The organism is Methylobacterium sp. Leaf89, from assembly GCF_001422215.1.
Lineage (GTDB): Bacteria > Pseudomonadota > Alphaproteobacteria > Rhizobiales > Beijerinckiaceae > Methylobacterium.
In genome coordinates, this window is sequence record NZ_LMML01000028.1 from 743,795 (window position 1) to 765,016 (window position 21,222).

Here is a 21,222-nt window from a genome sequence, read left to right on the forward strand (position 1 = left end):
GCGCCGGCGGCCGTTGGTCTCGTGAGAGCCTGCCGGTTCTTCCGCTCGCAACGCCGTCCGCAACACGCCATGATCGTCAGGCCATGAACGAAACCTCTCCCATCCGCACCGAGACAGCGCGCGAATACCCCGGGACGCTCCGGGACGACGCGCGCCCGGGCGATGTGCTGCCGCGCGAGTCGCGCACCGCACCACCGGCCCGTCGCAGCCGGGCGGGGCTCTGGTTCGTCCTTCTCCTGATCCTGGCGGGGGGCGGATACGCCGGATACCGCTTCTACCTCGCGCCGAAAACGGAGACCCAGGTCGCCGCCACGTCCGGGCGCGGCAAGGGAGCGGGTGGGCGCGGCGGCCATGGCGAGCCGGCCCAGGCGGTGGGCATCGCCACGGTCGCGGCGGGCGACGTCCCGATCGTGCTGGCCGGCCTCGGCACGGTCACGCCCCTCGCCACCGTCACGGTGCGCTCGCAGATCAGCGGCTACCTCACGGAGATCGGCTTTCGCGAGGGCCAGACCGTGAAGAAAGGCGATTTCCTCGCCCAGATCGATTCGCGCCCCTACGAGGCCCAGCTCGCCCAGTATCAGGGCCAGTTGATGCGCGATCAGGCCCTGCTGCAGAACTCGAAGCTCGATCTCGCCCGTTTTCAGCGGCTCTCCCAGCAGGATTCGATTTCGAAGCAGAACGTCGACACGCAAGGGGCCCTCGTGAAGCAGAACGAGGGCACGGTGGCGGCCGATCAGGCCCTGGTCGACCAGCAGAAGCTCAACATCACCTACACCCGCATCGTCTCGCCGGTGGAAGGCCGCGTCGGCCTTCGGCAGATCGACCAGGGCAACTACATCACGGCGGCCTCGACCAGCATCGTGGTGGTGACCCAACTGCATCCGATCTCGGTGGTCTTCACCCTGCCGGAGGACGACGTCGCGCGGGTGATGCGCCGCGTGCGGTCGGGCGCCAAGCTCATCGTCACGGCTTACGACCGGGGCGACACCAACGTGATCGCCACCGGCGTCCTCGACACGGTGGACAACCAGATCGACACCACCACCGGAACGGTGAAGCTGCGCGCGATCTTCGAGAACCAGGACGACGCCCTGTTTCCGAACCAGTTCGTCAACGCCAAGCTCGTCGTCGATACCGTGCGCGACGCCCCGATCGTCCCCACGGCGGCGATCCTGCGCGGGACGCCGGGCACCTACGTCTACCTGCTGCAGGGCGACGACAAGGTCGTCGTCCGCCCGATCAAGCTCGGCGAGGCGGATGGCCCTCGTACGGTGGTGACCGAGGGACTGAACATCGGCGACCGCGTGGTCGTGGACGGGACCGACCGCCTGCGCGACGGCGCACCGGTGCGCATCACCGAGGAGGCCGGCAAGGCCCGGAGCGCCCCGCACCGCGATCATGCGGCCGATGTGCAGGGCAAGCCGGCCGGTGGTCGGGGCGCGCCGGCGGAGGCTCAGAGCACGCCGGCCGCCGCGCCGGTGACGGAGGGGGCCAAGCCCGACGCCGCCAAGGCGGATGCCGTCGCGCCCGAGAGCCAGAAGCGCGAGCGCCGCCGGCAGCGGCCGGCCGAGGCGCAATGAGCCGATGAATCCGTCCCGCCTCTTCATCCTGCGGCCCGTCGCCACCACGCTGTTCATGCTGGCGATCCTGCTCGTCGGGATGGTGTCGTACCTGAACCTGCCGGTCTCGGCCCTGCCGTCGGTCGACTACCCGACGATCCAAATCCAGACCTTCTATCCGGGCGCCAGCCCCGAGGTGATGACCTCGGCGGTGACGGCGCCGCTGGAGCGGCAGTTCGGACAGCTCGCCAACCTCAACCAGATGACGTCGCAGAGCTCGGCCGGCGCCTCCGTCATCACCCTGCAGTTCAGCCTGGATCTCGCCCTCGACATCGCCGAGCAGCAGGTCCAGGCCGCGATCAACGCGGCGGGCAACCTCTTGCCCTCGGACCTGCCGGCCCCGCCGATCTACGCCAAGGTAAACCCGGCCGATGCGCCGATCCTGACCCTGGCTCTGACGTCGAAGACCCTGCCGCTCACCGAAGTGCGCGATCTGGCCGAGACGCGACTGGCCCAGAAGATCTCCCAGGTGGCCGGCGTCGGCCTCGTCAGCACCGGCGGCGGACAGCGCCCCGCCGTGCGCATCCGCTTCAACGCCCGCGCCCTGGCCGCCTACGGCCTCAACATCGACGACCTGCGCACCACGGTCACCAACCTCAACGTCAACACGCCGAAGGGCACCATCGACGGGCCGACGCAGTCCTATTCCATCAACGCCAACGATCAGATCCGCGACCCGAAGGCCTATGACGACGCGATCATCGCCTACAAGAACGGCGCGCCGGTTCGGCTCTCGGACGTGGCCGACGTGGTCAACGGTCCCGAGAACACCAAGCTCGGCGCCTGGATGGACGAGACGCCCGCCGTCATCCTGAACATCCAGCGCCAGCCCGGCGCCAACGTCATCAGCACCGTCGACAAGATCAAGGCGCTGCTGCCCCAGCTCCAGGCGACCCTGCCCGCCGCCATCGGCGTCACCGTGCTCACCGACCGCACCACGACCATCCGCGCCTCGGTGCACGACGTGCAGGTGGAGCTGGCGCTGGCCATCGGCCTCGTGGTGCTGGTGATCTTCCTGTTCCTGCGCAGCGTCTCCGCGACCCTGATCCCGAGCCTGTCGGTGCCGCTCTCCCTGATCGGCGCCCTGGCGGTCATGGACCTCTACGGCTTCTCCCTCGACAACCTGTCGCTGATGGCGCTCACCATCGCCACCGGCTTCGTGGTCGACGATGCCATCGTGGTGATCGAGAACATCGCCCGCCACGTGGAGGAGGGCGATTCCCCCCTCGAGGCCGCGCTGAAGGGCAGCCGCGAGATCGGCTTCACCATCATCTCGCTCACCGTCTCGCTGATCGCCGTGCTGATCCCGCTGCTGTTCATGGGGGACGTGGTGGGGCGCCTGTTCCACGAATTCGCGATCACGCTGGCGGCCACCATCATCATCTCGGCGGTGGTCTCGCTCACCCTCGTGCCGATGCTGTGCGCCCGCCTGCTGAAGGCGCACGTGCCCGGTGCCCAGGACCGGCGCGAGGGGATCGTCGCCCGCACCGCGCGCCGGGGCATGGACGGCATCATCGCCGGCTACGGCCGCATGCTGCGGGTGGTGCTTCGCCACCAGACGCTGACCCTGATCGTGACCCTCGGCACGATCGCACTCACCGCCTACCTGTTCGTGGTGATCCCGAAGGGGTTCTTCCCGGTGCAGGATACCGGCGTCATCCAGGGCGTCACCCAGGCCGACCAGACCGTCTCCTACGCCGCCATGGCCGAGCGCCAGCAGAAGCTCGCCGCCGTCGTGCTCAAGGACCCGGACGTGCAGAGCCTGTCCTCCTTCATCGGGGTCGACGGCCAGAACGTCACCCTGAATTCCGGCCGCTTCCTCATCAACCTGAAGCCGCAGGACCAGCGCATCGCCCGCGCGCCCGAGATCATCGAACGGCTCAAAGCGGCCACCACCGATGTCGCGGGCATCCGCCTCTACCTGCAGTCGGTGCAGGACCTCACCATCGATACGGCGGTGGGCGCGACCCAGTACCAGGTCATCCTGGAGAACCCGAACCTGACCGAGTTCGAGACCTGGGTGCCGCGCTTCGTGCGGGCGCTGCAGGCCTCCCCGCTGCTGATGGACGTGGCGAGCGACCTTCAGGCGAGCGGCCTGGCCGCCTACATCACCATCGACCGTCCGACCGCCGGGCGCTACGGCATCACGCCGGCCACCGTCGACAACGCCCTCTACGACGCCTTCGGTCAGCGCATCATCTCGACGATCTTCACCCAGTCGAACCAGTACCGGGTCATCCTCGAGGCCGACCCGGACCTGCACAAGACCATCGAGAGCCTGGACCACATCTACCTGCCGTCCTCCACGGTCGCCTCCGGCCAGGTTCCGCTCTCGGCCGTGGCCCAGGTGAGCGAGCGGCGGGCGCCGCTGCTGATCAGCCATCTCGGTCAGTTCCCCGCCACCACCGTGTCGTTCAATCTCGCGCCCGGCGTGGCGCTCGGCGATGCGGTGGGGGCGGTGGAGGCGGCACGCCGGTCGATCGACCTGCCGCCGAGCTTCCGCGTAGTGCCGCAGGGCTCGGTCTTCGCCTTCCAGTCGGCGCTCTCGAACCAGCTCTTCCTGGTGCTGGCCGCCATCGTCACCGTCTACATCGTCCTCGGCGTGCTCTACGAAAGCTTCATCCACCCGATCACCATCCTGTCGACGCTGCCCTCGGCCGGCATCGGGGCGCTGATTGGCCTGATGCTGTTCGGGCTCTCCCTCGACATCATCGCGATCATCGGCATCGTGCTGCTCATCGGCATCGTGAAGAAGAACGCGATCATGATGATCGACTTCGCGCTCCAGGCGGAGCGCGAGGAGGGCATGAGCCCGCGCGACGCGATCTACGAGGCCTGCATCCTGCGCTTCCGGCCGATCCTGATGACCACGCTGGCGGCCCTGTTCGCGGCGGTGCCGCTCATCGTCGGCACCGGCGTCGGCTCCGAACTGCGCCAGCCGCTCGGTATCGTCATCGCGGGCGGCCTCATCGTCAGCCAGGTGCTGACCCTGTTCACCACCCCGGTGATCTACCTCGCCTTCGATCGCCTGGAGCGCCGCCTCTCCGGCCGCCGCACCGGCGGCGCCGACAGCGTCGAGGCGCTGCCGTGAACGTCTCCGAGCCGTTCATCCGGCGGCCCGTCGCCACCACGCTGCTGACCATCGGCGTGCTGCTCGCGGGCATCTTCGCCTTCCTGAAGCTGCCGGTGGCGCCGCTGCCGCAGGTGGATTTCCCCGTCATTCTGGTTCAGGCGCAGATGGCCGGCGCCTCGCCGGAGACCATGGCCACCACGGTGGCGGCGCCCCTGGAGCGCCGCCTCGGCGCCATCGCGGACGTCACCGAGATGACCTCGACGAGTTCGCTCGGCTCGGTCCGCCTCGTGCTGATGTTCGGGCTCAACCGCGACATCGACGGGGCGGCCCGCGACGTCCAGGCCGCAATCAACGCCGCGCGGGCCGATCTGCCGACGGCCCTCCGGTCGAATCCCACCTACCGGAAGTTCAACCCGGCCGACGCGCCGATCCTCATCCTGGGCCTCACCTCGAACACCCTGACGCCGGGCCAGCTCTACGATTCCGCCGCCACGGTGGTGCAGCAGAAGATGTCCCAGCTCCCCGGGGTCGGGAACGTCGACATCGGCGGCTCGTCGCTGCCGGCCGTGCGGGTCGAACTCGATCCCACGGCGCTCTTCAACTACGGCATCGGCCTCGAGGGCATCCGTGCGGCGCTCGCGTCGGCCAACGCCAACTCGCCGAAGGGCGCCATCGAGACCGAGACGCGCCACTACCAGCTCTACGCCAACGACCAGGGCCGGGTGGCGGCCGATTACCGCGACCTCGTGGTGGCCTATCGCAACGGCGCGGCCGTACGCCTGACCGATGTAGGCGCGATCGAGGATTCGGTGGAGGACCGGCGCAACCTCGGCCTCGTCAACGGCAAGCCGGGCGTGATCCTGTTCATCTACAAGCAGCCCGGCTCCAACGTCGTCGACACGATCCGGGGGCTGAAGGCGGCGATTCCGCAGGTGACGGCGGCGCTCCCGGGCGACATCGACCTCATGGTCACGGGAGACCGCAGCGCCACCATCCGGGCCTCCCTGGCCGAGACCGAGGAGACGCTGCTCATCGCCGTCGTGCTCGTCATCTTCGTGGTGTTCCTGTTCCTGCGCTCGGGGCGGGCCACGCTGATCCCGGCCGTCGCGGTGCCGATCTCCATCGTCGGGACCTACTCGGCGATGTACCTGCTCGATTACAGCCTCAACATCCTGTCGCTGATGGCGCTCATCATCGCCACGGGCTTCGTCGTGGACGACGCCATCGTGGTCCTGGAGAACATCCAGCGCCACATCGAGAAGGGCAGGCCCCGGGTCGAGGCGGCGCTCCTCGGCTCGCGCGAGGTCGGCTTCACCGTCATCTCCATGAGCCTGTCGCTCGTGGCGGTGTTCCTGCCGATCCTCCTGATGGGCGGCATCGTCGGGCGCCTGTTCCAGGAATTCGCCGTAACGCTCTCGCTGGCGATCCTGATCTCGCTGGTGCTCTCGCTCACCACCACGCCGATGATGTGCGCACTGCTCCTGCGGCGCGAGGCCCCCCACGAGACCGTGCGGCCGAACGGGTTCGTGCGCGTCCTGGAGGCCGGGTTCGACGGGATGCTGAGGGGCTACGAGCGCACCCTGCGCATCGCCCTGCGCCATCGTCGGCTGGTCGCCCTCTCGCTGCTCGCGACCGTGGGCCTGAACGTCTACCTCTACGTCATCGTGCCGAAGGGCTTCTTTCCCGAGCAGGATACGGGACAGATGATGGGCGGCATCCAGGCCGACCAGCGCATCTCGTTCCAGTCGATGAAGCAGAAGCTGGAACAGGCCACCGCCATCGTGCAGGCCGATCCCGCGGTCGACAGCGTCGTGGGCTTCACGGGCGGGCGCGGCACCAACTCGGCCAACGTCTTCGTGGGCCTCAAGCCCCGGGGCGAGCGTGAGTCGATCACCGCCGTGATGGCACGCCTGCGCCCGAAGCTGTCGCAGGTCGCCGGCGCCCGCCTCTACCTGTTCCCGCGCCAGGACCTGCGCATGGGCGGCCGCCAGAGCTTCGCCCAGTATCAGTACACCCTCCAGGGCGACACGGCGGAGGAGCTCTACGCCGCCGCGCCGAAGCTGGTGCAGGCGCTGCAGAAGAACCCGATCTTCGCCGACGTCACCTCCGACCAGCAGGAGGGCGGCCTCGAGAGCCGCCTCGTGATCGACCGGGCCAGCGCCTTCCGCTACGGCCTGACCCCGGACAAGATCGACAACACGCTCTACGACGCCTTCGGCCAGCGCCAGGTCTCGACGATCTACAACCCTCTGAACCAGTATCACGTCGTGATGGAGATCGCGCCGCGCTACCTCCAGAGCCCCGACACCCTGAAGATGCTCTACGTCTCGACCTCGGGCGGCAAGGCGCGGGGCTCGGCCACCACCAACGCGGTGGCCGGCACGGTGGCGGGCGCCCCGACCGGAGCCGCGGCGACCGGCGCCGTCGGCGCGACGGCGGCCGCCGACGCCAGTGCCGCCTCCATCGCCACCGATTCTGCCCGCAACGCCGCCGCCAACGCCATCGCGGGCGGCAAGGGCGGCGCCTCGTCGAGCGCGCCGGTGTCGAGCGCCAAGGAGACGATGATCCCGCTCTCGGCCTTCGCCCGCCTGGAGACCGGCAACGCGCCCGTGCAGGTGAATCACCAGGGCCTGTTCGTCGCCACCACGATCTCGTTCAATCTCGTGCCCGGCAAGAGCCTGTCCGATGCCACCGCCGCCATCGAACAAGCCATCACCGACCTGCGCCTGCCCGCCACCATCCACGGCGAATTCGCGGGTTCGGCCAAGAGTTTCCAGGAATCGTCCTCACGCCAGCCCTTGCTGATCCTGGCCGCGCTGCTGGCGGTCTACACGATCCTCGGCATCCTCTACGAGAGCTTCATCCACCCCGTCACGATCCTCTCGACGCTGCCCTCGGCCGGCATCGGCGCGCTGCTGGCGCTTCTCGTGTCCGGCACCGAATTCACCGTCATCGCGCTGATCGCGGTCTTCCTGCTCATCGGCATCGTCAAGAAGAACGCCATCATGATGATCGACTTCGCCCTGGATGCCGAGCGCACGCGCGGAGCCTCCCCGAAGGAGGCGATCTTCGAGGCCTGCCTCTTGCGCTTCCGCCCGATCATGATGACAACGCTCGCCGCGATGCTCGGCGCCTTGCCCCTCATCCTCGCCGGCGGGGAGGGCTCCGAACTGCGGCGGCCCCTCGGCATCGCCATCGTCGGCGGCCTGATCGTGAGCCAGATCCTGACCCTCTACACCACCCCCGTCGTGTACCTGTATCTCGACCGGCTGCGCCGCCGCGCGCCGGCGGCCGGCGCGGCCCTGAGCCCGGCCGAATGAGGCTGCGCCCCGGACTCTTCGCCCTCTTGGGCCTGCCCGGGCTCGTGTCCGGCTGCATGGTCGGGCCGGACTACGCGCGTCCTTCGGTGGAGACGCCCCTGGCGTTCAAGCAGGGGGGCACCCGCGAGGACAGCGCCGCCTACGTGGCGAGCCGCAAGGGCTGGCGTCCGGCCGCGCCCAATGACGGGGCCGAGCGCGGCGACTGGTGGCGGGTGTTCCGCGATCCCACCCTCGACCGCCTGATCCGCCTCGTGGATGTCGACAACCAGAGCCTGCGGGTCCAGGTGGCCGCCTACGAGCAGGCGCGCGCCTTCGTCGCCCAGGCCCGCGCCGCCCTGTTCCCCACGGTCACCGGCGCCCCCAGTGTCTCGCGGTCCCGCTCCCTCGGGATCGAGCGCACCAACGTCTCGCTCCAGGGTCAGGCCAGCTGGGAACTCGACCTGTTCGGCCGCATCCGCCGCAACATCGAGAGCGAGGTCGCCACGGCCCAGGCCAGCGCCGCCGAACTCGCCCTGGTGCGCCTGACGCTCCAGTCCGAAGTTGCGACCAATTACCTGACGCTGCGCTACCAGGATTCGCTCCAGCGCGTGCTCAACGAGAACATCGAAGGCTACAAGAAGAGCCTCGCGATCACCGAGAACCAGTACAATGCCGGCGTCGCCGCACGCTCGGACGTGATCACGGCCCAGACGCAGCTCCAGACCACGCAGGCCCAGGCCATCGCCATCGGCCTGCAGCGCGCCACCTTCGAGCACGCCATCGCGCTCCTCGTGGGTCGGCCGCCGTCGGAGCTGAGCCTGCCGGTGGCGCCGCTCGCCGCGCGCCCGCCCGCCGTGCCGGTCGGCATTCCCTCGACGCTTCTCGAGCGGCGCCCCGACGTCGCGCAGGCCGAGCGCAACGTCCAGGCCCAGAGCGAGCAGATCGGCGTCGCCGTGGCGGCTTTCTACCCCACCGTGACGCTCTCGGCCTCCGGCGGCATCTCGGGCAACCCGGCCAACGGCCTGCTCTCCGCCGTCAACCAGGTCTGGTCGGTGGCGGCCGCCGGCACGGAGGTGTTCTACGACGGGGGCGCCCGCGCGGCTGCCCTGCGCATCACCCGCGCGGCCTATGACGCCAGCGTGGCCAATTACCGCCAGACCGTGCTCACCGCCTTCTCGGAGGTCGAGAACGGCCTTGCCGGCGTGCGCATCCTTGCCCGGCAGCAGGTGGCCCAGGACGAGGCCGTGGCCTCGGCCCGCCGCGCCGTGGAGATCACCCTGAACGAGTACCGGGCCGGAACGCAGAACTTCACCACCGTGGTCACGGCCCAGGCGCTCGCCCTGAACAACGAGGTCGCCGCCCTGCAGATCCGCCTCAACCGTTTCACCACCGCGGTCTCGCTGATCCGCGCGCTGGGCGGCGGCTGGGACGTGCGCAGCCTGCCGAGCGGGGAGGACCTCAAGGAAGCCCGCCTGCCGGTGGATTCGGGCCAGGCCGTCCGCACCGACGAATAGGGACCGGCCCCGCGTCCCGGTCGGGTCAGCCCATGCGATCCGGCACGACCTTGGCCGGAACGTCGCCGGGCGCCGCAGGTTGACGAGCGGATTTTGCCGGCGCGCCGCGCCGCAGCCGTGAGTGGAGGCCGTGGGCCATGGACCAGACACCCCCCGCCAAAGCACCCGCCGCGACACCCGAGCATCAGCCCGTTCCGGCGGCCCCCCCCTGCACGCTGGTGATCTTCGGGGCCGCCGGCGACCTCACGAAGCGGCTCCTGATGCCGGCGCTCTACAACCTCGCGGCCGGCGGCCTGCTCGACCCGGCGTTCCGCATCATCGGTGTCGACCACAACGCCAACACCGACGAGGGTTGGCGCGATGCCCTATCCGAGACGATGCAGTCCTTCACCACGGACCGGACGTCGGAATTCCACCCCGACCACATCGATCCCAAGGCCTGGGGCTTCGTCAGCGAACGCCTCAGCTTCCGCCAAGGGGACTTCACCGCCGCCGAGACCTTCACGGGCCTCGCTCAGGCGCTGTCCGGCAACGTCATCTTCTATCTCGCGGTCTCGGCCCGCTTCTTCGGCCCGATCGTCGATGCCCTGGGGGAGGCGGGCCTGCTGAAGGAGCAGGCGGGCGTCTTCCGCCGCGTCGTCATCGAGAAGCCGTTCGGCAGCGACCTTGAATCGGCCCGCGCCCTGAACGCACGCATCCTCGAGCAGGGCACCGAAAGCCAGTTCTTCCGCATCGACCACTTCCTCGGAAAGGAGACGGTTCAGAGCATCCTGGCGATCCGGTTCGGCAATGGCCTGCTGGGGCCGGTCTGGCATCGCGACCACGTCGATCACGTTGAGATCACCGCGGCGGAGACCATCGGGGTCGAGGCGCGCGGCGCCTTCTACGAGCCCACGGGCGCCTTGCGCGACATGGTGCCGAACCACCTGTTCCAGCTGCTCTGCATGGTGGCGATGGAGCCGCCCAGGAGTCTCGACGCCGAGGATGTCCGCGACGAGAAGGCTCGGCTCATCCAGGCGGTGCAACCGGTCCAGCCCGCGCAGGCGGTTCGCGGCCAATACGGGGCGGGTCAGGAGCACGGGCACGCGGTGCCGGCCTATCGCAATGAGCCCGACGTCGCCCGCGATTCCCACACCGAGACCTACGTCGCCCTGAAGCTCGCCATCGACAACCCGCGCTGGAAGGACGTTCCGTTCTACCTGCGCACCGGCAAGCGGATGACTGACCGCGTCACCGAGATCGCCCTTCATTTCCGGCCGCCGGCGCACTCGCCCTTCGCGACGCCGGATGCGCCCGTAACCCCCGACGTCCTGCGCTTTCGCATCGACCCCGAGCAGGGGATGGACATCGAAATGAACGCGAAGCGGCCCGGGCCACGCCTGGATCTCGGCCGGGTCACCGCCGCCTTCGACTACGGGGATTTCTTCCGCGAGACGCCGAGCGTCGGCTACGAGACGCTGCTCTACGATTGCCTCATCGGCGACGCGACCCTGTTCCAGCGGGCCGACAGCATCGAGGCAGCCTGGGCGGTGGTGGATCCGCTGCTCAAGGCCTGGACCGATGCGCCGGTGGAGCCCTACGCCGCCGGAAGCGACGGGCCGGAGGGCGCCACCGCGCTCCTGGCCGCGCAGGGCCATCGCTGGCTACCGCTCGGCGAGGGATGATCGCGGGGGACGAACCGCGCGCCGCTTGGCGCCGGGCGGCGGGGCGACCGGCGGCGCGGGCTGCAATTCGGCGAGGGCGTCGTGGTGCAGCAGCCGGACGCCGGTGGCGGCGGCGAGCTTGCGCGCCGCTGGGGTGAACCCGGCATTCGAGACGACCGCCGCCATGTCGGCGGACCAGTAGCGCATCGCCGCAGCGATCTCCTGCACGGCGCCGTTGCCCACCGGACGCCCGTAGCGCTTGCACTGGACCACGAGACGCGTCCCGGCCTGCTCCGCGACGATGTCTGCGCCCTGATCGCCGCTGGCCTGGGTGGCGCGCGCGTTCCAGCCTGCCTCGCGCAGACGTCCCGCGCAGTAACGCTCGTAGGCGATGCCCTCCTCGGGCGCCTCGCTCTCGTCCGGCAATTGCACTCCATCCGCCACCCGTTCGATGATGACGAGGATGTCGTCCCAGGCTCCGTCGATCTCGTCGCCGCGGCCACGGGCCTCCAACTGCGGCACCACCGTGCGCTCGGCGAAGTAGGTTCGCTCGCGCTCCCAGCCGTCGCTGATCAGGTTGCCGTAGGCATCGACGAAGCATTCCTGTCGCCGCCGCAGGGCCAGGGTCGGCGCATGGGGGCGTGCGATCCTCCGGATCAGTCGGCGCAGGCGCCGCGGCCGGTCGAGATGGTGAAGGACGACACCGGCCCATGCCAGTCCGGCTCCGATGGCGCCGGGCTGCCCGAACCAGAGGGCGCAGCCCCCTCCGAGCACGGACGTCCAGAACAGGCGCGCCACGAGCTGCGATCGACCCGACATGTGGTGGTCCCAACCGGAAGAGGGCCGGGATCGTTCGACCCTCGACCGCGGTGGACCCGACCGTGGCAGCGGAGGGTTGCGCGTTCTCTAACGCCGTCCGGGTCGCGGAGGGGAGAAAGTGCTCCGGATGCCCGGAGATCTTGCGGGTTAGCGCGCCGGATCGACCTTCCCGCGGCATCGTGCCGGTTCGAATACCGACCCGATCTGTAAAACGCGTCGTTTCACCGGATCTGCCAAGATCAGTGCAGGAGCAGTCGACAAGCTGTGGACAAGACGAACGAGGCCGAGGCGATGCGCCTCGGCCTCGTTCGTCATCCCTCCGGCGTCAATCGCGTTCCGGCGCTAAGCCTGCGCGTCCTGGCGTCAGGCCTGAGCCGCCACCTTGGGCCGACGCCCGCGCGGAGCCGACTCCGCCTTGGCCTCGGTCTCGACGGCCACGCTCTCCTGCTTCCGACGCTGCTGGCCGAGACCCATGTTCTTGGCCAGCTCCGAACGGGCGGCCGCGTAGTTCGGGGCGACCATCGGATAGTCGCTCGGGAGGTTCCACTTGGTGCGATACTGCTCGGGCGTCATCTCGTAGCGCGTCCGCAGGTGACGCTTGAGAGACTTGAACTTCTTTCCATCCTCGAGGCAGACGACGTAGTCCGGCGTAATCGAGCGCTTGATGGACACGGCCGGAGTCAGAGGCTCCGCCTTCTCCTCGGTCCCGACCTGGTTGAGCTTGCTCAGGGTGGCGTGCACCGAGCCGATCAGCGCCGGCAGGTCAGCGATCGGAACCGAGTTGTTGCTCACGAATGCGGACACGATGTCGGCCGCGAGTTCGATGTAGTCCGGCAGGATTCCGTTCTCGGTGCTCATTCTGAATCTCTCGTTGCGTTCTGAATACCACCCACCCCGAGGGCGTCGTGCCGGTTGGGAGGTTTGGCTGCCGCGTCATGGTTGTGACTTGCTGCTTGCTATGATGAAGCAAAGCAAAAGGCAAGAGCCTCATCAGGTCTCGTATAGGTCGCATCCGGTCGATGTCTGGTGAACTGGAATAGACCAGCAACCACTGCCATTCCGACGAACTGGACTAAATTTGCGCGATTTTGCCTGTTCCTGCACGGACTGGGCGACTGGGCGCCCTAATGCCTCACGGTTCAGATCGGGGAACCGGAAAAATAATTTTCTACGGCAGGAAATATGATCTCTTACAGACCAGGTCTGTATCGAAATTTGAGCTAAAGCGGACCTCTAGGGCCGATTACCGGCAGAGTTGGCCGGAGCGCTAAAATGGCTCTTGAATACAAAATCTAGATGCGAACCGGCTCGTACAGACTGTGGAGGCCGCGTGTTTTTATCCGCGGCCACGCACGGACCTGCGTAAAAATTTACGCAGGTCCGCCCGAAAAGGTCCGGAACGGACGATTTCGACACCTGTCCCGGGCCGTGCGAGACCTGATCACCCGTCCGTTCGGCTGCGCGGACCGTAAGATTTGAACCGTTCCACCGTTCTCCAGATCTCGTCGTCTGGCAGCACCACGGGATTTCCGACCTGAAGCGCCACCGCATATTGGCGGCAGAGCGCTTCCACCTCCACCGCGAGCCAGAGGGCCTTTCGAAGATCGGTTCCGACGGCAATCATGCCGTGATTGGCCAGGAGGCAGGCCATCCGTCCCTCCAGGGCGTTGAGGGCCGCCGCCGACAGGGCTTCGGTGCCGTAGGGCGCGTAGGGGGCACAGCGCACGGTCGGTCCGCCGGCCGCCGCGATCATGTAGTGCACCGCCGGAATGTCCTGCCCGCAGATCGCGAAGGCGGTGCAGTGGGTCGGATGCGCGTGGACCACCGCGTTCACCTCCGGACGTGCCGCGAGGATGTCGCGGTGGAAGCGCCACTCGGAGGAGGGGGCGAGCGGGTGCGCGAAACCGCCGTCGAACCGCATCGCCACGAGATCCTCCGGCCGCAGCGTCTCGGCCGGAATGCCGGACGGCGTGACGAGGAAGCCGTCGCCCGCCCGCACCGACACGTTGCCGGAAGTGCCCTGGCTCAGACCGAGCGTGAGAAGGTCGCGCATCGCGGCGACGATGTCGGCACGGATCGCTCCGTCCGTCGATTCGGTGGCGGGAGAGGGAGGCTGGGACGGCATGCGGGTCTCCGGACGCGAACGCCCTACCGGTCGGGCGCAGGCGGTCTATAACACCGCCTGCCGGACGCGTTCGCGATCCGACCCGGTTACCAAGCCGGCGACGCTCCTGCTGCCGGGACGGTTCAGGAGCGACCGCCCCGTCACCCGAGCAGAGGCAGGTCGGCCGATGAGTACGTACCGCTTCGAGGCGTTGGTCGCCCCGCGCGCGATCGCCCTGGTCGGTCTCGATGCCGGGCCGGATGGGCTGGCCGAGGCGGCCCTGGCCAATCTCCGTCGCGGCGGCTTTCCGGGGCCGATCCATTGCCTCGGCTCCGATGCGGCCGCCGGTCAGATTCCACGCTTCGCCGACCTTCCCGTTGCGCCGGACCTCGTCATCCTGGCGACCCCGGCCGAAGCGATTCCCGAGCAGATCGCGGAGGCCGGGCTGCGCGGTGCGGCCGGTGCCGTCATCCTGACGCCGGATGTCGGCGATGCGGTCTGCGAGGCGGCTCGGGCGGAGGCGCGCCGCCACGGCCTGCGCCTCCTCGGGCCCGGCAGCATCGGCCTCTCCGTTCCCGGCGCCCACCTCGATGCGAGTCTCCTGGCCCGGCCCCCCAAGGCCGGCGACCTGGCGCTGGTCTCGCAGTCGGGAACCGTCGCCGCCGGCATCGTCGAATGGGCGGCCCGCCGGGACGTGGGCTTCTCGGCGGTGCTGTCCCTCGGCATCGCCTGCGATATCGACGTCGCGGATTGCCTCGACCACTTCGCGGCCGACATCCGCACCCGGGCGATCCTGCTCTCCCTCGATGCGGTCGTGGATGCGCGCAAGTTCATGTCGGCGGCGCGGGCGGCCGCGCGCGCCAAGCCGGTCGTGGTGCTCCGAGCGGGGCGCCACCGGGCTCCGGCCCGGCACGCCGCAACCCATACGGGCGCGCTCGCCCGGCCCGACACCGTCTACGAGGCGGCCTTCCGCCGCGCCGGACTGCTCGCGGTGGAGAGCCTGGATGCGATGTTCTCCGCGGTGGAGACGCTCGGGCGCCAGCGCCCCTTCCCGGGGCATCGCCTCGCGATCCTGGGCAACGGACGCGGGATCGGCGCCCTGGCGGCCGACCGGCTCGCGGATCGCGGCGGCACCCTGGCGGCGGCCGGGACGCTCGGCAATCCCGTGGATCTCGGCGTCGCCGCCGGACCGGAGGCCTATGCCGACGCCCTCGCGCCGCTGCTGGCGGATCCGGGCAACGACGCGGTGCTCGCCGTCCACGTGCCCACGGCCCGCTCGGACGGCACGGAGGTCGCCGGAGCGATCGCCGACACCGTGACCCGGATCCGTCGGAACGGCGCACGCAAGAAGCCGGTCTTCGCCGTGACGATCGGTGAGGAGGCCGAGGCGGTCGGACGCCTCGCCGCCGCGGGCATTCCACGCTTCTCCACCGAGGACGCCGCCGTCGAGGGTTTCCTGCACCTCGTACGCTATCGCGAGGCGCAGGACGACCTGATGCGCACGCCGGATTCGCTGCCGCGCGACTTCTCGCCGGACGTCGAGGCGGCCCGCGCCGTCGTCGCACGCGCCGTGGCCCAGGGGCAGACCTGGCTCGACCCCGTCGCCGTGGCCGACCTCCTCGCCGCCTACCGCATCGACAGCGTGCCGCTGGCGCTGGCGCCCGACATCGATGCGGCCGCGACGGCCGCATGGCCCATCATCGCGCAGGGCGGCGCCGTGGCGCTCAAGGTCGTCTCGCCCGACATCGTGCACAAGTCCGACGTCGGCGGCGTGCGCCTCGATCTCACCAGCGAGGCCGACGTGCGGGCGGCCGCCGCCGACATCCTCGCCCGGGCCCGGCGGCTGGCGCCGGAGGCACGGATCACCGGTTTCGCGGTCCAGCCGATGATCCGGCGCGGCAAGCAGCGCGAGCTGATCGCTGGGCTCGCCGAGGACCCGACCTTCGGGCCGGTGGTGGTGTTCGGGCGGGGCGGCACGGCGGTGGAGGTCATCGACGACCGGGCCCTCGGCCTGCCCCCCCTCGACCTGCGCCTCGCCTCGGAGCTGATCGACCGGACCCGCGTCGCCCGGCGTCTCGCCGCCTATCGCGACGTGCCGGCGGTGAACCGCCACGCGGTGGCGCTGGTCCTGGTGAAGCTGGCGCAACTGGCGGCCGACTGTCCCGAGGTGCGCGAGCTCGACATCAATCCGCTCCTCGCCGATGAGACCGGCGCCCTCGCCCTCGATGCCCGCGTGATGGTAGCGGCCGAGACCGCGGCCGGCCGCCGCGCTCGGGGCGCCTACCATCCGCGCTTCGCGATCCGACCCTATCCGGTGGAGTGGGAGCGCACCCTCCACCTCCGGGGCGAGACCGTCACGGTAAGGCCGGTGCGGCCGGAGGACGAGGCGCTGTTCCTCACCTTCTTCCAGTCGGTCAGCGCCGAGGACCTGCGCTTGCGCTTCTTCGCACCGGTGCGGGACTTCAACCACGCCTTCCTCGCCAAGCTCACGCAGCTCGACTACGCCCGCGCCATCGCCTTCGTGGCGATCGACGCGGCCACCGGAATGATGCTCGGCGCCGTCCGTCTCCACGCCGATGCCAACCATGAGAGCGGCGAATACGCCATCCTGATCCACGGCGACCGGAAGGGAACAGGCCTCGGCCACGCCCTGATGAGCCTGATGATCGACTGGGCCCGGGTCGAGGGGCTCTCCCGGGTCGAGGGGACGGTCCTGCGCGAGAACCGACCCATGCTCGCGGTCTGTCGCCAGCTCGGCTTCACGGTCCGGCCCGACACGGAGGATGGCGCCGTGGTCAAGGTCGCCCTCGCCTTGTAGCGCGTCCGCCGATCCGCTTCACGCCCGCTCGCTGATCCGCCGGACGCCGCCGGGATCGGCTCTGGCGCTGAACTGCGACGGCGTCATCCCGTAATGCTGCCGGAACAGCCGGCTGAGCTGGGCCGAGCTGCGAAACCCGACTGCCTCGGCGAGCACGGCGATGGGGTGCGGTTGCGCCGGCGCACTGAGGGCCGCCTTGATGCGCTCCAGCCGGGCGGAGCGGATGAAGCACTCGACGCCGCCGACGGGCTGGAACATCGCGAAGAGCCTGGAGCGCGAGGCGCCGATGCTGCGCGCGACCTCCGCGGCGCTCAGGTCGGGATTGCCCAGATTCGCCTCGATATAGAGACGGGCCTTCTGGTGCAGCCGCGCCGGATCGCTGAGGGACGTGCCGTGACCCAGGGCGGCGGTGATGGCCTGGGCCATCAGGGTCGCGGTCTGGGCGACGGCCTCGGCGTCGAGGGCGGTCCAGTGCGGCAGGCGGTCCCGCAAGCGCAGGAGATGGGCGGTGTAGGGCGCGGCGATGTCCGGCGGAATGACGAGGCCGTGGATCGCATCCAGGGGGCCGAACCAGCGGCGGGCGAAGGCGCGCGGCATCCCGACGAAATTGCGGCGTTGCCGGGGGATGTCCGGAGCGTCGCGGATGAGCACGGGCCGGGAGAAGTCGATGGCGTAGACGGACCCGGCCCCGGTCCGCACGTCACGGCCATCGAAGTTGGCGACGATGTCGCCGGTCTCGACATGTTGGAGAACGATCGCGTCGAGGCCATCGAAGCCGAGCTTCTGCGCCGTCCGGTGAAAGAGGAACGGAACGCCGTCCATGAAATGAAACCGCAGGTGTTCCGACCAGAAACTGGTGATTTCCACGTGGAAGGGCGTCGCCAGGGGCGTCACCAGCGCAGAGCTGGCAAACATCAATTGATAGATCTGAGCGGCGTCTTCCTGAGGGTAATCGCCGCTTGAGAACTGCACGCTCCGGAGTGGGAAAGTCCCGTCTGGAGGGTGTTGGACGGATGGCGAAGCGTGCAAGGCCGGGTCACGACTGTTGGGCGCGGGATCGATGTCGTTAATAGGAATGGCGTCATCCGGTTCCGCCCCGGCGACCGGATCGTACGGCAGGCCGCGGCCCTGCCGGAGGCGCTGCGGTCGGCACGACCCGCGCCCACGGATCTGGACCGCACGGACCCGATGCGAACGATGCCCCGGGACCAGAATCTCGAGGGGATATTCCGCGAAGAAAGCGAGAGATACACCCGGCCGGCACAGATATTTCGGCCGCGGGATTTGCGTCCCGTGCCGCGGGATTTGAAATTCGATTTGCTAATCGGCCGCGAAGCGCGTAGAGATTAGCCATCAATTCAACGGCTGAACCTCGATGGCGCGGTTTCGTTACGAAATCGTGTGCCAGAGAGCTCTGTCTTGAACTGATGACGGAGACGGCCGCGCATGATCGCGTGGACCTCCGGTAGATGAAGCCCGCAAGGGCGAAGGAATACGATGGCTGTCGGTACTGTTAAGTGGTTCAACGAGACAAAGGGTTTCGGTTTCATCCAGCCGGATAATGGCGGAAGCGACGTGTTCGTGCACATCTCGGCCGTCGAGCGCGCCGGCATGCGCGGCCTCGCGGAAGGCCAGAAGGTCTCCTACGAGATGGAAACCGACAAGCGCAGCGGCAAGCAGTCCGCCGGCAGCCTCCAGACCGTCTGATCACGGCGGGCTCCCGTGTGGAGCCCAACCTGTTTCGAGAGCCGCTTCCCGGATGGGAGGCGGCTTGCTTGTGTTCTGAGACCCGATTCCAGGGGAGCGCGCCGTCGGCGGCGTCCCGCATGACAGGATCCTGTGTGAGCCAATTCAACCCGAACTCGATGACCGACCGCCTCAAGGCCGCGACCGAAGCCCGTGCCGCGGCGCTGGCCCGCTTCCGTGACCGCCCGGCCGCGGATGATCCGGTCGTGGTCGCCCGCAAGGCCGAGCGGGCTCAGATCGCCCGGGAGCGCGAGATTCGCGTCGCGGCCCGCGAGCAGGCCCGGCTCGAGGCCGAGGCGCAGCGCGCCGCGGAGGCCGAGGCCGAGCGCGAGCGTCAGGCCGCCGAGGAAATTCGCGCCGCCGAGGAGAAGGTGGCGCAGGCCGCTGCCGCACGCCTGGAGCAGAAGGCTCAGCGCGATGCGCGCTACGCCGCCCGCAAGGCCAAGGCGCGCCGCTGACGGTTTCCGTCGCCGGGATCGTTCGATCCCGCGACCCCACGGCGGATTCGGCGCGGATCCGCCCGACGGTTCCGTCCCTCGGGACGAGACCGCATCACCGGGGCCGCCGCGACGGGCGGGCCCACCTCAGGCGCGACGTCAGTCCGCCGAACCTCCACCGAGGAGACAAGCGCCATGTCCCACAAGTTCAAGATCGGCCAGCGCGTGCGTCGCGCCCAGATCGGCTACACCGCCCCGAAGAGCGATATCTCCGACGTCTTCGAGATCGTCCGCCTCGTCCCCGAGGATCAGACCGGCGAGCCGTTCTACCGGATCAAGTCCGGGAGCAGCGAGCGCGCGGTGCGCGAAGGCGAGATCACCGAGGCCTGAGCGGCCCGCCTCCGCGCCCGGCGCGGAGCCCACACCCTCAGGGCGAATATGCAGGCCGCGGCCTCCCCTTCACGACGTGAGGGGGAGGCCGTTTTCCGTCAGCTCAGCACCACGACGCGTGAGCCGATCTCGACGCGGCCGTAGAGATCGATGACGTCCTGGTTGATCATCCGGATGCAACCCGACGACACGCTCTTGCCGATCGACTCCGGCTCCAGCGTCCCGTGAATGCGGTAGAGCGTGTCCTTGTTGCCCTGCCACAGGTAATGGGCCCGGGCCCCGAGGGGATTGTGCGCACCGCCGGGCACGCCGAGACCGCTCTGGAGCTGGGAGACGGAGCGCGCCAGCTTCGGCGTGCGGGCGATCATCTCCTTGGGCGGATACCAGTCCGGCCACATCTGCTTGGAGTTCACCGTCGAGGCGCCGGCCCACGAGAAGCCCTGCTTGCCGACGCCCACGCCGTAGCGACGCGCCCGGCCATTGGGCTGGACGAGGAAGAGGTGATGGGCCCGCGGGTCGACCACGATCGTGCCCGGGGTTTCCGAACCCGTATAGGCGACCTCCTGGCGCAGGAAGGACGGGTTCGCCTTGCGCCAGTTGAAGGCATAGACGGGGAAGGGCTCGTCGGTGACCGCCGCGTAGGCGCGGTTGAAGTCGATGGGACCATCGTCGACGGGCTTGGCCGGAGCGGCCTGCTGCACCGAGGCGGGCGGCACCTGCCGCGGGGCGTAGAGATCCGCATCCGGATCGTCCGCCACGGCGCGGCCGCGCTGGCTGCGCGCCGGTTCGAACCCGCGGTCCGATCCACGCTCGGAATAGGGCACGTACTGGCCGCCCCGGCGACGGTAGAGCCGTCCCTCCTCGTCGCGATAGAGGCGCTCATCGTCGTAGGGGCCATTCCCATCGATGGCGCCGCCGAAGAGGCCGCGCCCCTGCGCGAGGGCGGACCCGACGGGCGTGAGAAGCGCGAGGCTCGTCGTCGCCCCGGTGAGAAGCGTGCGGCGGGTCGTCTGAGGCATGGACGTTGCTCGGGAAGTCGTCGGAGATGGGTCGTTCGAGCCCGGGCCTAGCAAGTCGACGCAGAGCCGTCACGTCATCTGAACGACGGGCAGCCCTGCAGGGGCACCAAAGTTCGGGGGCGATGCAGTGCGGGCACAATCATAGGGTCTGGAAACCATCCGGAAAACCTTCCGAAGACCCGCGCGAATACGCCGGCATCGTGCTTTCACCATGTCTATGAAAAAGCGGTGATCAGCCCCCGGCCGGGATGGGCGATCGATTGCAATGTGCCGCGTCGTGCCGACATAGGTGGTCCTCCGCCAAGCCCTCTCTCGAATACATGGAACGCGACCCGTGCCGGTCCCCCCGCGTCCCCGTCACCGCGCGCGCCCTGCGGCGCTCGCGGTCCTCCTGCTCGTCTTCCTCGTGCCCACGGACGGGCAGGCGGGCCGCAGCCGAACCGCGCGCGTCGCGGAGCCCGCCGCTCCGGTGACGAGTTGGACCTCCAGCGAGCCGGAGAACCCCACCTGCCAGCGCACCCGGCGCAAGCTCTGGCAGGCCGACGAGGGCTGGGTGGTGCGCAGCATCACGGTCTGCCGGTAAGGCGTCCCGCGCACCGCCCGAATGCATCCGTGCAAAATTCATTTGCGCGAAATTGATGATCCGCCGGCGGTTGAACGTAGGACAATCGCCCGCGCTTCGCTAAAGCTTGCGGGGCACGCGTCGGATCGACCGTCGTCGGTCCTGTGCGAGGATCAAGG

General features: G+C 69.2%; 15 protein-coding genes. 10 read left to right on the plus strand and 5 right to left on the minus strand.

What is annotated here, in order from left to right:
- The first annotated feature begins 83 nt into the window (after nt 1-83).
- From ASF18_RS14690 to zwf, 5 genes are all read left to right on the plus strand, one after another.
- A complete protein-coding gene (locus ASF18_RS14690; RefSeq protein WP_056352577.1) occupies nt 84-1,580 on the plus strand; it encodes an MdtA/MuxA family multidrug efflux RND transporter periplasmic adaptor subunit in 1,497 nt (498 codons plus the stop codon).
- Nucleotides 1,581-1,584: 4 nt separating this feature from the next.
- The gene (locus ASF18_RS14695; RefSeq protein ID WP_056352579.1) at nt 1,585-4,710 is read left to right on the plus strand and encodes an MdtB/MuxB family multidrug efflux RND transporter permease subunit; all 3,126 of its coding nucleotides are present in this window, start codon (nt 1,585-1,587) and stop codon (nt 4,708-4,710) included.
- Complete coding sequence (locus ASF18_RS14700; protein ID WP_056352581.1) at nt 4,707-8,012, plus strand: efflux RND transporter permease subunit; 3,306 nt, start codon at nt 4,707-4,709, stop codon at nt 8,010-8,012. The genes ASF18_RS14695 and ASF18_RS14700 overlap by 4 nt, the downstream gene beginning before the upstream one ends.
- The gene (locus tag ASF18_RS14705; protein ID WP_156394130.1) at nt 8,009-9,505 is read left to right on the plus strand and encodes an efflux transporter outer membrane subunit; all 1,497 of its coding nucleotides are present in this window, start codon (nt 8,009-8,011) and stop codon (nt 9,503-9,505) included. Before ASF18_RS14700 ends, ASF18_RS14705 begins: the two co-directional genes overlap by 4 nt.
- 137 nt (nt 9,506-9,642) lie before the next feature.
- Nucleotides 9,643-11,169, plus strand: coding sequence for a glucose-6-phosphate dehydrogenase (zwf, locus tag ASF18_RS14710; protein ID WP_082487552.1), 1,527 nt, complete (start codon nt 9,643-9,645; stop codon nt 11,167-11,169).
- Here the strand turns inward: zwf and ASF18_RS14715 are convergent.
- The 3 genes from ASF18_RS14715 to ASF18_RS14725 form a co-directional block, all read right to left on the minus strand.
- On the minus strand, nt 11,149-11,967 hold the full coding sequence (locus ASF18_RS14715) for a restriction endonuclease (RefSeq protein ID WP_082487553.1): 819 nt from the start codon (nt 11,965-11,967) through the stop codon (nt 11,149-11,151). The two genes, zwf and ASF18_RS14715, sit on opposite strands and share 21 nt — an antisense overlap.
- Before the next feature lie 363 nt (nt 11,968-12,330).
- Complete coding sequence (locus tag ASF18_RS14720) at nt 12,331-12,825, minus strand: MucR family transcriptional regulator (RefSeq protein WP_056214905.1); 495 nt, start codon at nt 12,823-12,825, stop codon at nt 12,331-12,333.
- 583 nt (nt 12,826-13,408) lie between these two features.
- Nucleotides 13,409-14,092 (minus strand): class II aldolase/adducin family protein, encoded by a 684-nt coding sequence (locus ASF18_RS14725; RefSeq protein WP_056352583.1) that lies wholly within the window; start codon nt 14,090-14,092, stop codon nt 13,409-13,411.
- A 166-nt stretch (nt 14,093-14,258) separates the two neighbouring features.
- Here ASF18_RS14725 and ASF18_RS14730 point away from each other — a divergent pair, with 166 nt between their 5' ends.
- Nucleotides 14,259-16,889 carry a bifunctional acetate--CoA ligase family protein/GNAT family N-acetyltransferase gene (locus tag ASF18_RS14730; protein WP_056214910.1) on the plus strand — a complete coding sequence of 877 codons (2,631 nt, stop codon included), beginning with the start codon at nt 14,259-14,261 and terminating at the stop codon, nt 16,887-16,889.
- Nucleotides 16,890-16,907: 18 nt separating this feature from the next.
- Here ASF18_RS14730 and ASF18_RS14735 read toward each other — a convergent pair whose 3' ends face one another.
- Nucleotides 16,908-17,804: a helix-turn-helix domain-containing protein gene (locus ASF18_RS14735; RefSeq protein WP_056214913.1), complete on the minus strand. Its 897-nt coding sequence runs from the start codon at nt 17,802-17,804 to the stop codon at nt 16,908-16,910.
- Nucleotides 17,805-18,386: 582 nt separating this feature from the next.
- Between ASF18_RS14735 and ASF18_RS14740 the strand changes: the two genes are divergently transcribed.
- From ASF18_RS14740 to ASF18_RS14750, 3 genes are all read left to right on the plus strand, one after another.
- Nucleotides 18,387-18,596: a cold-shock protein gene (locus tag ASF18_RS14740; RefSeq protein ID WP_055947623.1), complete on the plus strand. Its 210-nt coding sequence runs from the start codon at nt 18,387-18,389 to the stop codon at nt 18,594-18,596.
- Nucleotides 18,597-18,730: 134 nt separating this feature from the next.
- Nucleotides 18,731-19,093 (plus strand): DUF6481 family protein, encoded by a 363-nt coding sequence (locus ASF18_RS14745; protein ID WP_274534727.1) that lies wholly within the window; start codon nt 18,731-18,733, stop codon nt 19,091-19,093.
- A gap of 174 nt (nt 19,094-19,267) precedes the next feature.
- Complete coding sequence (locus tag ASF18_RS14750) at nt 19,268-19,462, plus strand: hypothetical protein (RefSeq protein WP_055947626.1); 195 nt, start codon at nt 19,268-19,270, stop codon at nt 19,460-19,462.
- A gap of 98 nt (nt 19,463-19,560) precedes the next feature.
- Here ASF18_RS14750 and ASF18_RS14755 read toward each other — a convergent pair whose 3' ends face one another.
- Nucleotides 19,561-20,481 carry a L,D-transpeptidase gene (locus ASF18_RS14755; RefSeq protein ID WP_056214916.1) on the minus strand — a complete coding sequence of 307 codons (921 nt, stop codon included), beginning with the start codon at nt 20,479-20,481 and terminating at the stop codon, nt 19,561-19,563.
- Between the two features lie 334 nt (nt 20,482-20,815).
- Between ASF18_RS14755 and ASF18_RS14760 the strand changes: the two genes are divergently transcribed.
- Nucleotides 20,816-21,064, plus strand: a complete 249-nt coding sequence (locus ASF18_RS14760; RefSeq protein WP_056214919.1) for a hypothetical protein — start codon at nt 20,816-20,818, stop codon at nt 21,062-21,064.
- Nucleotides 21,065-21,222 lie beyond the last annotated feature (158 nt).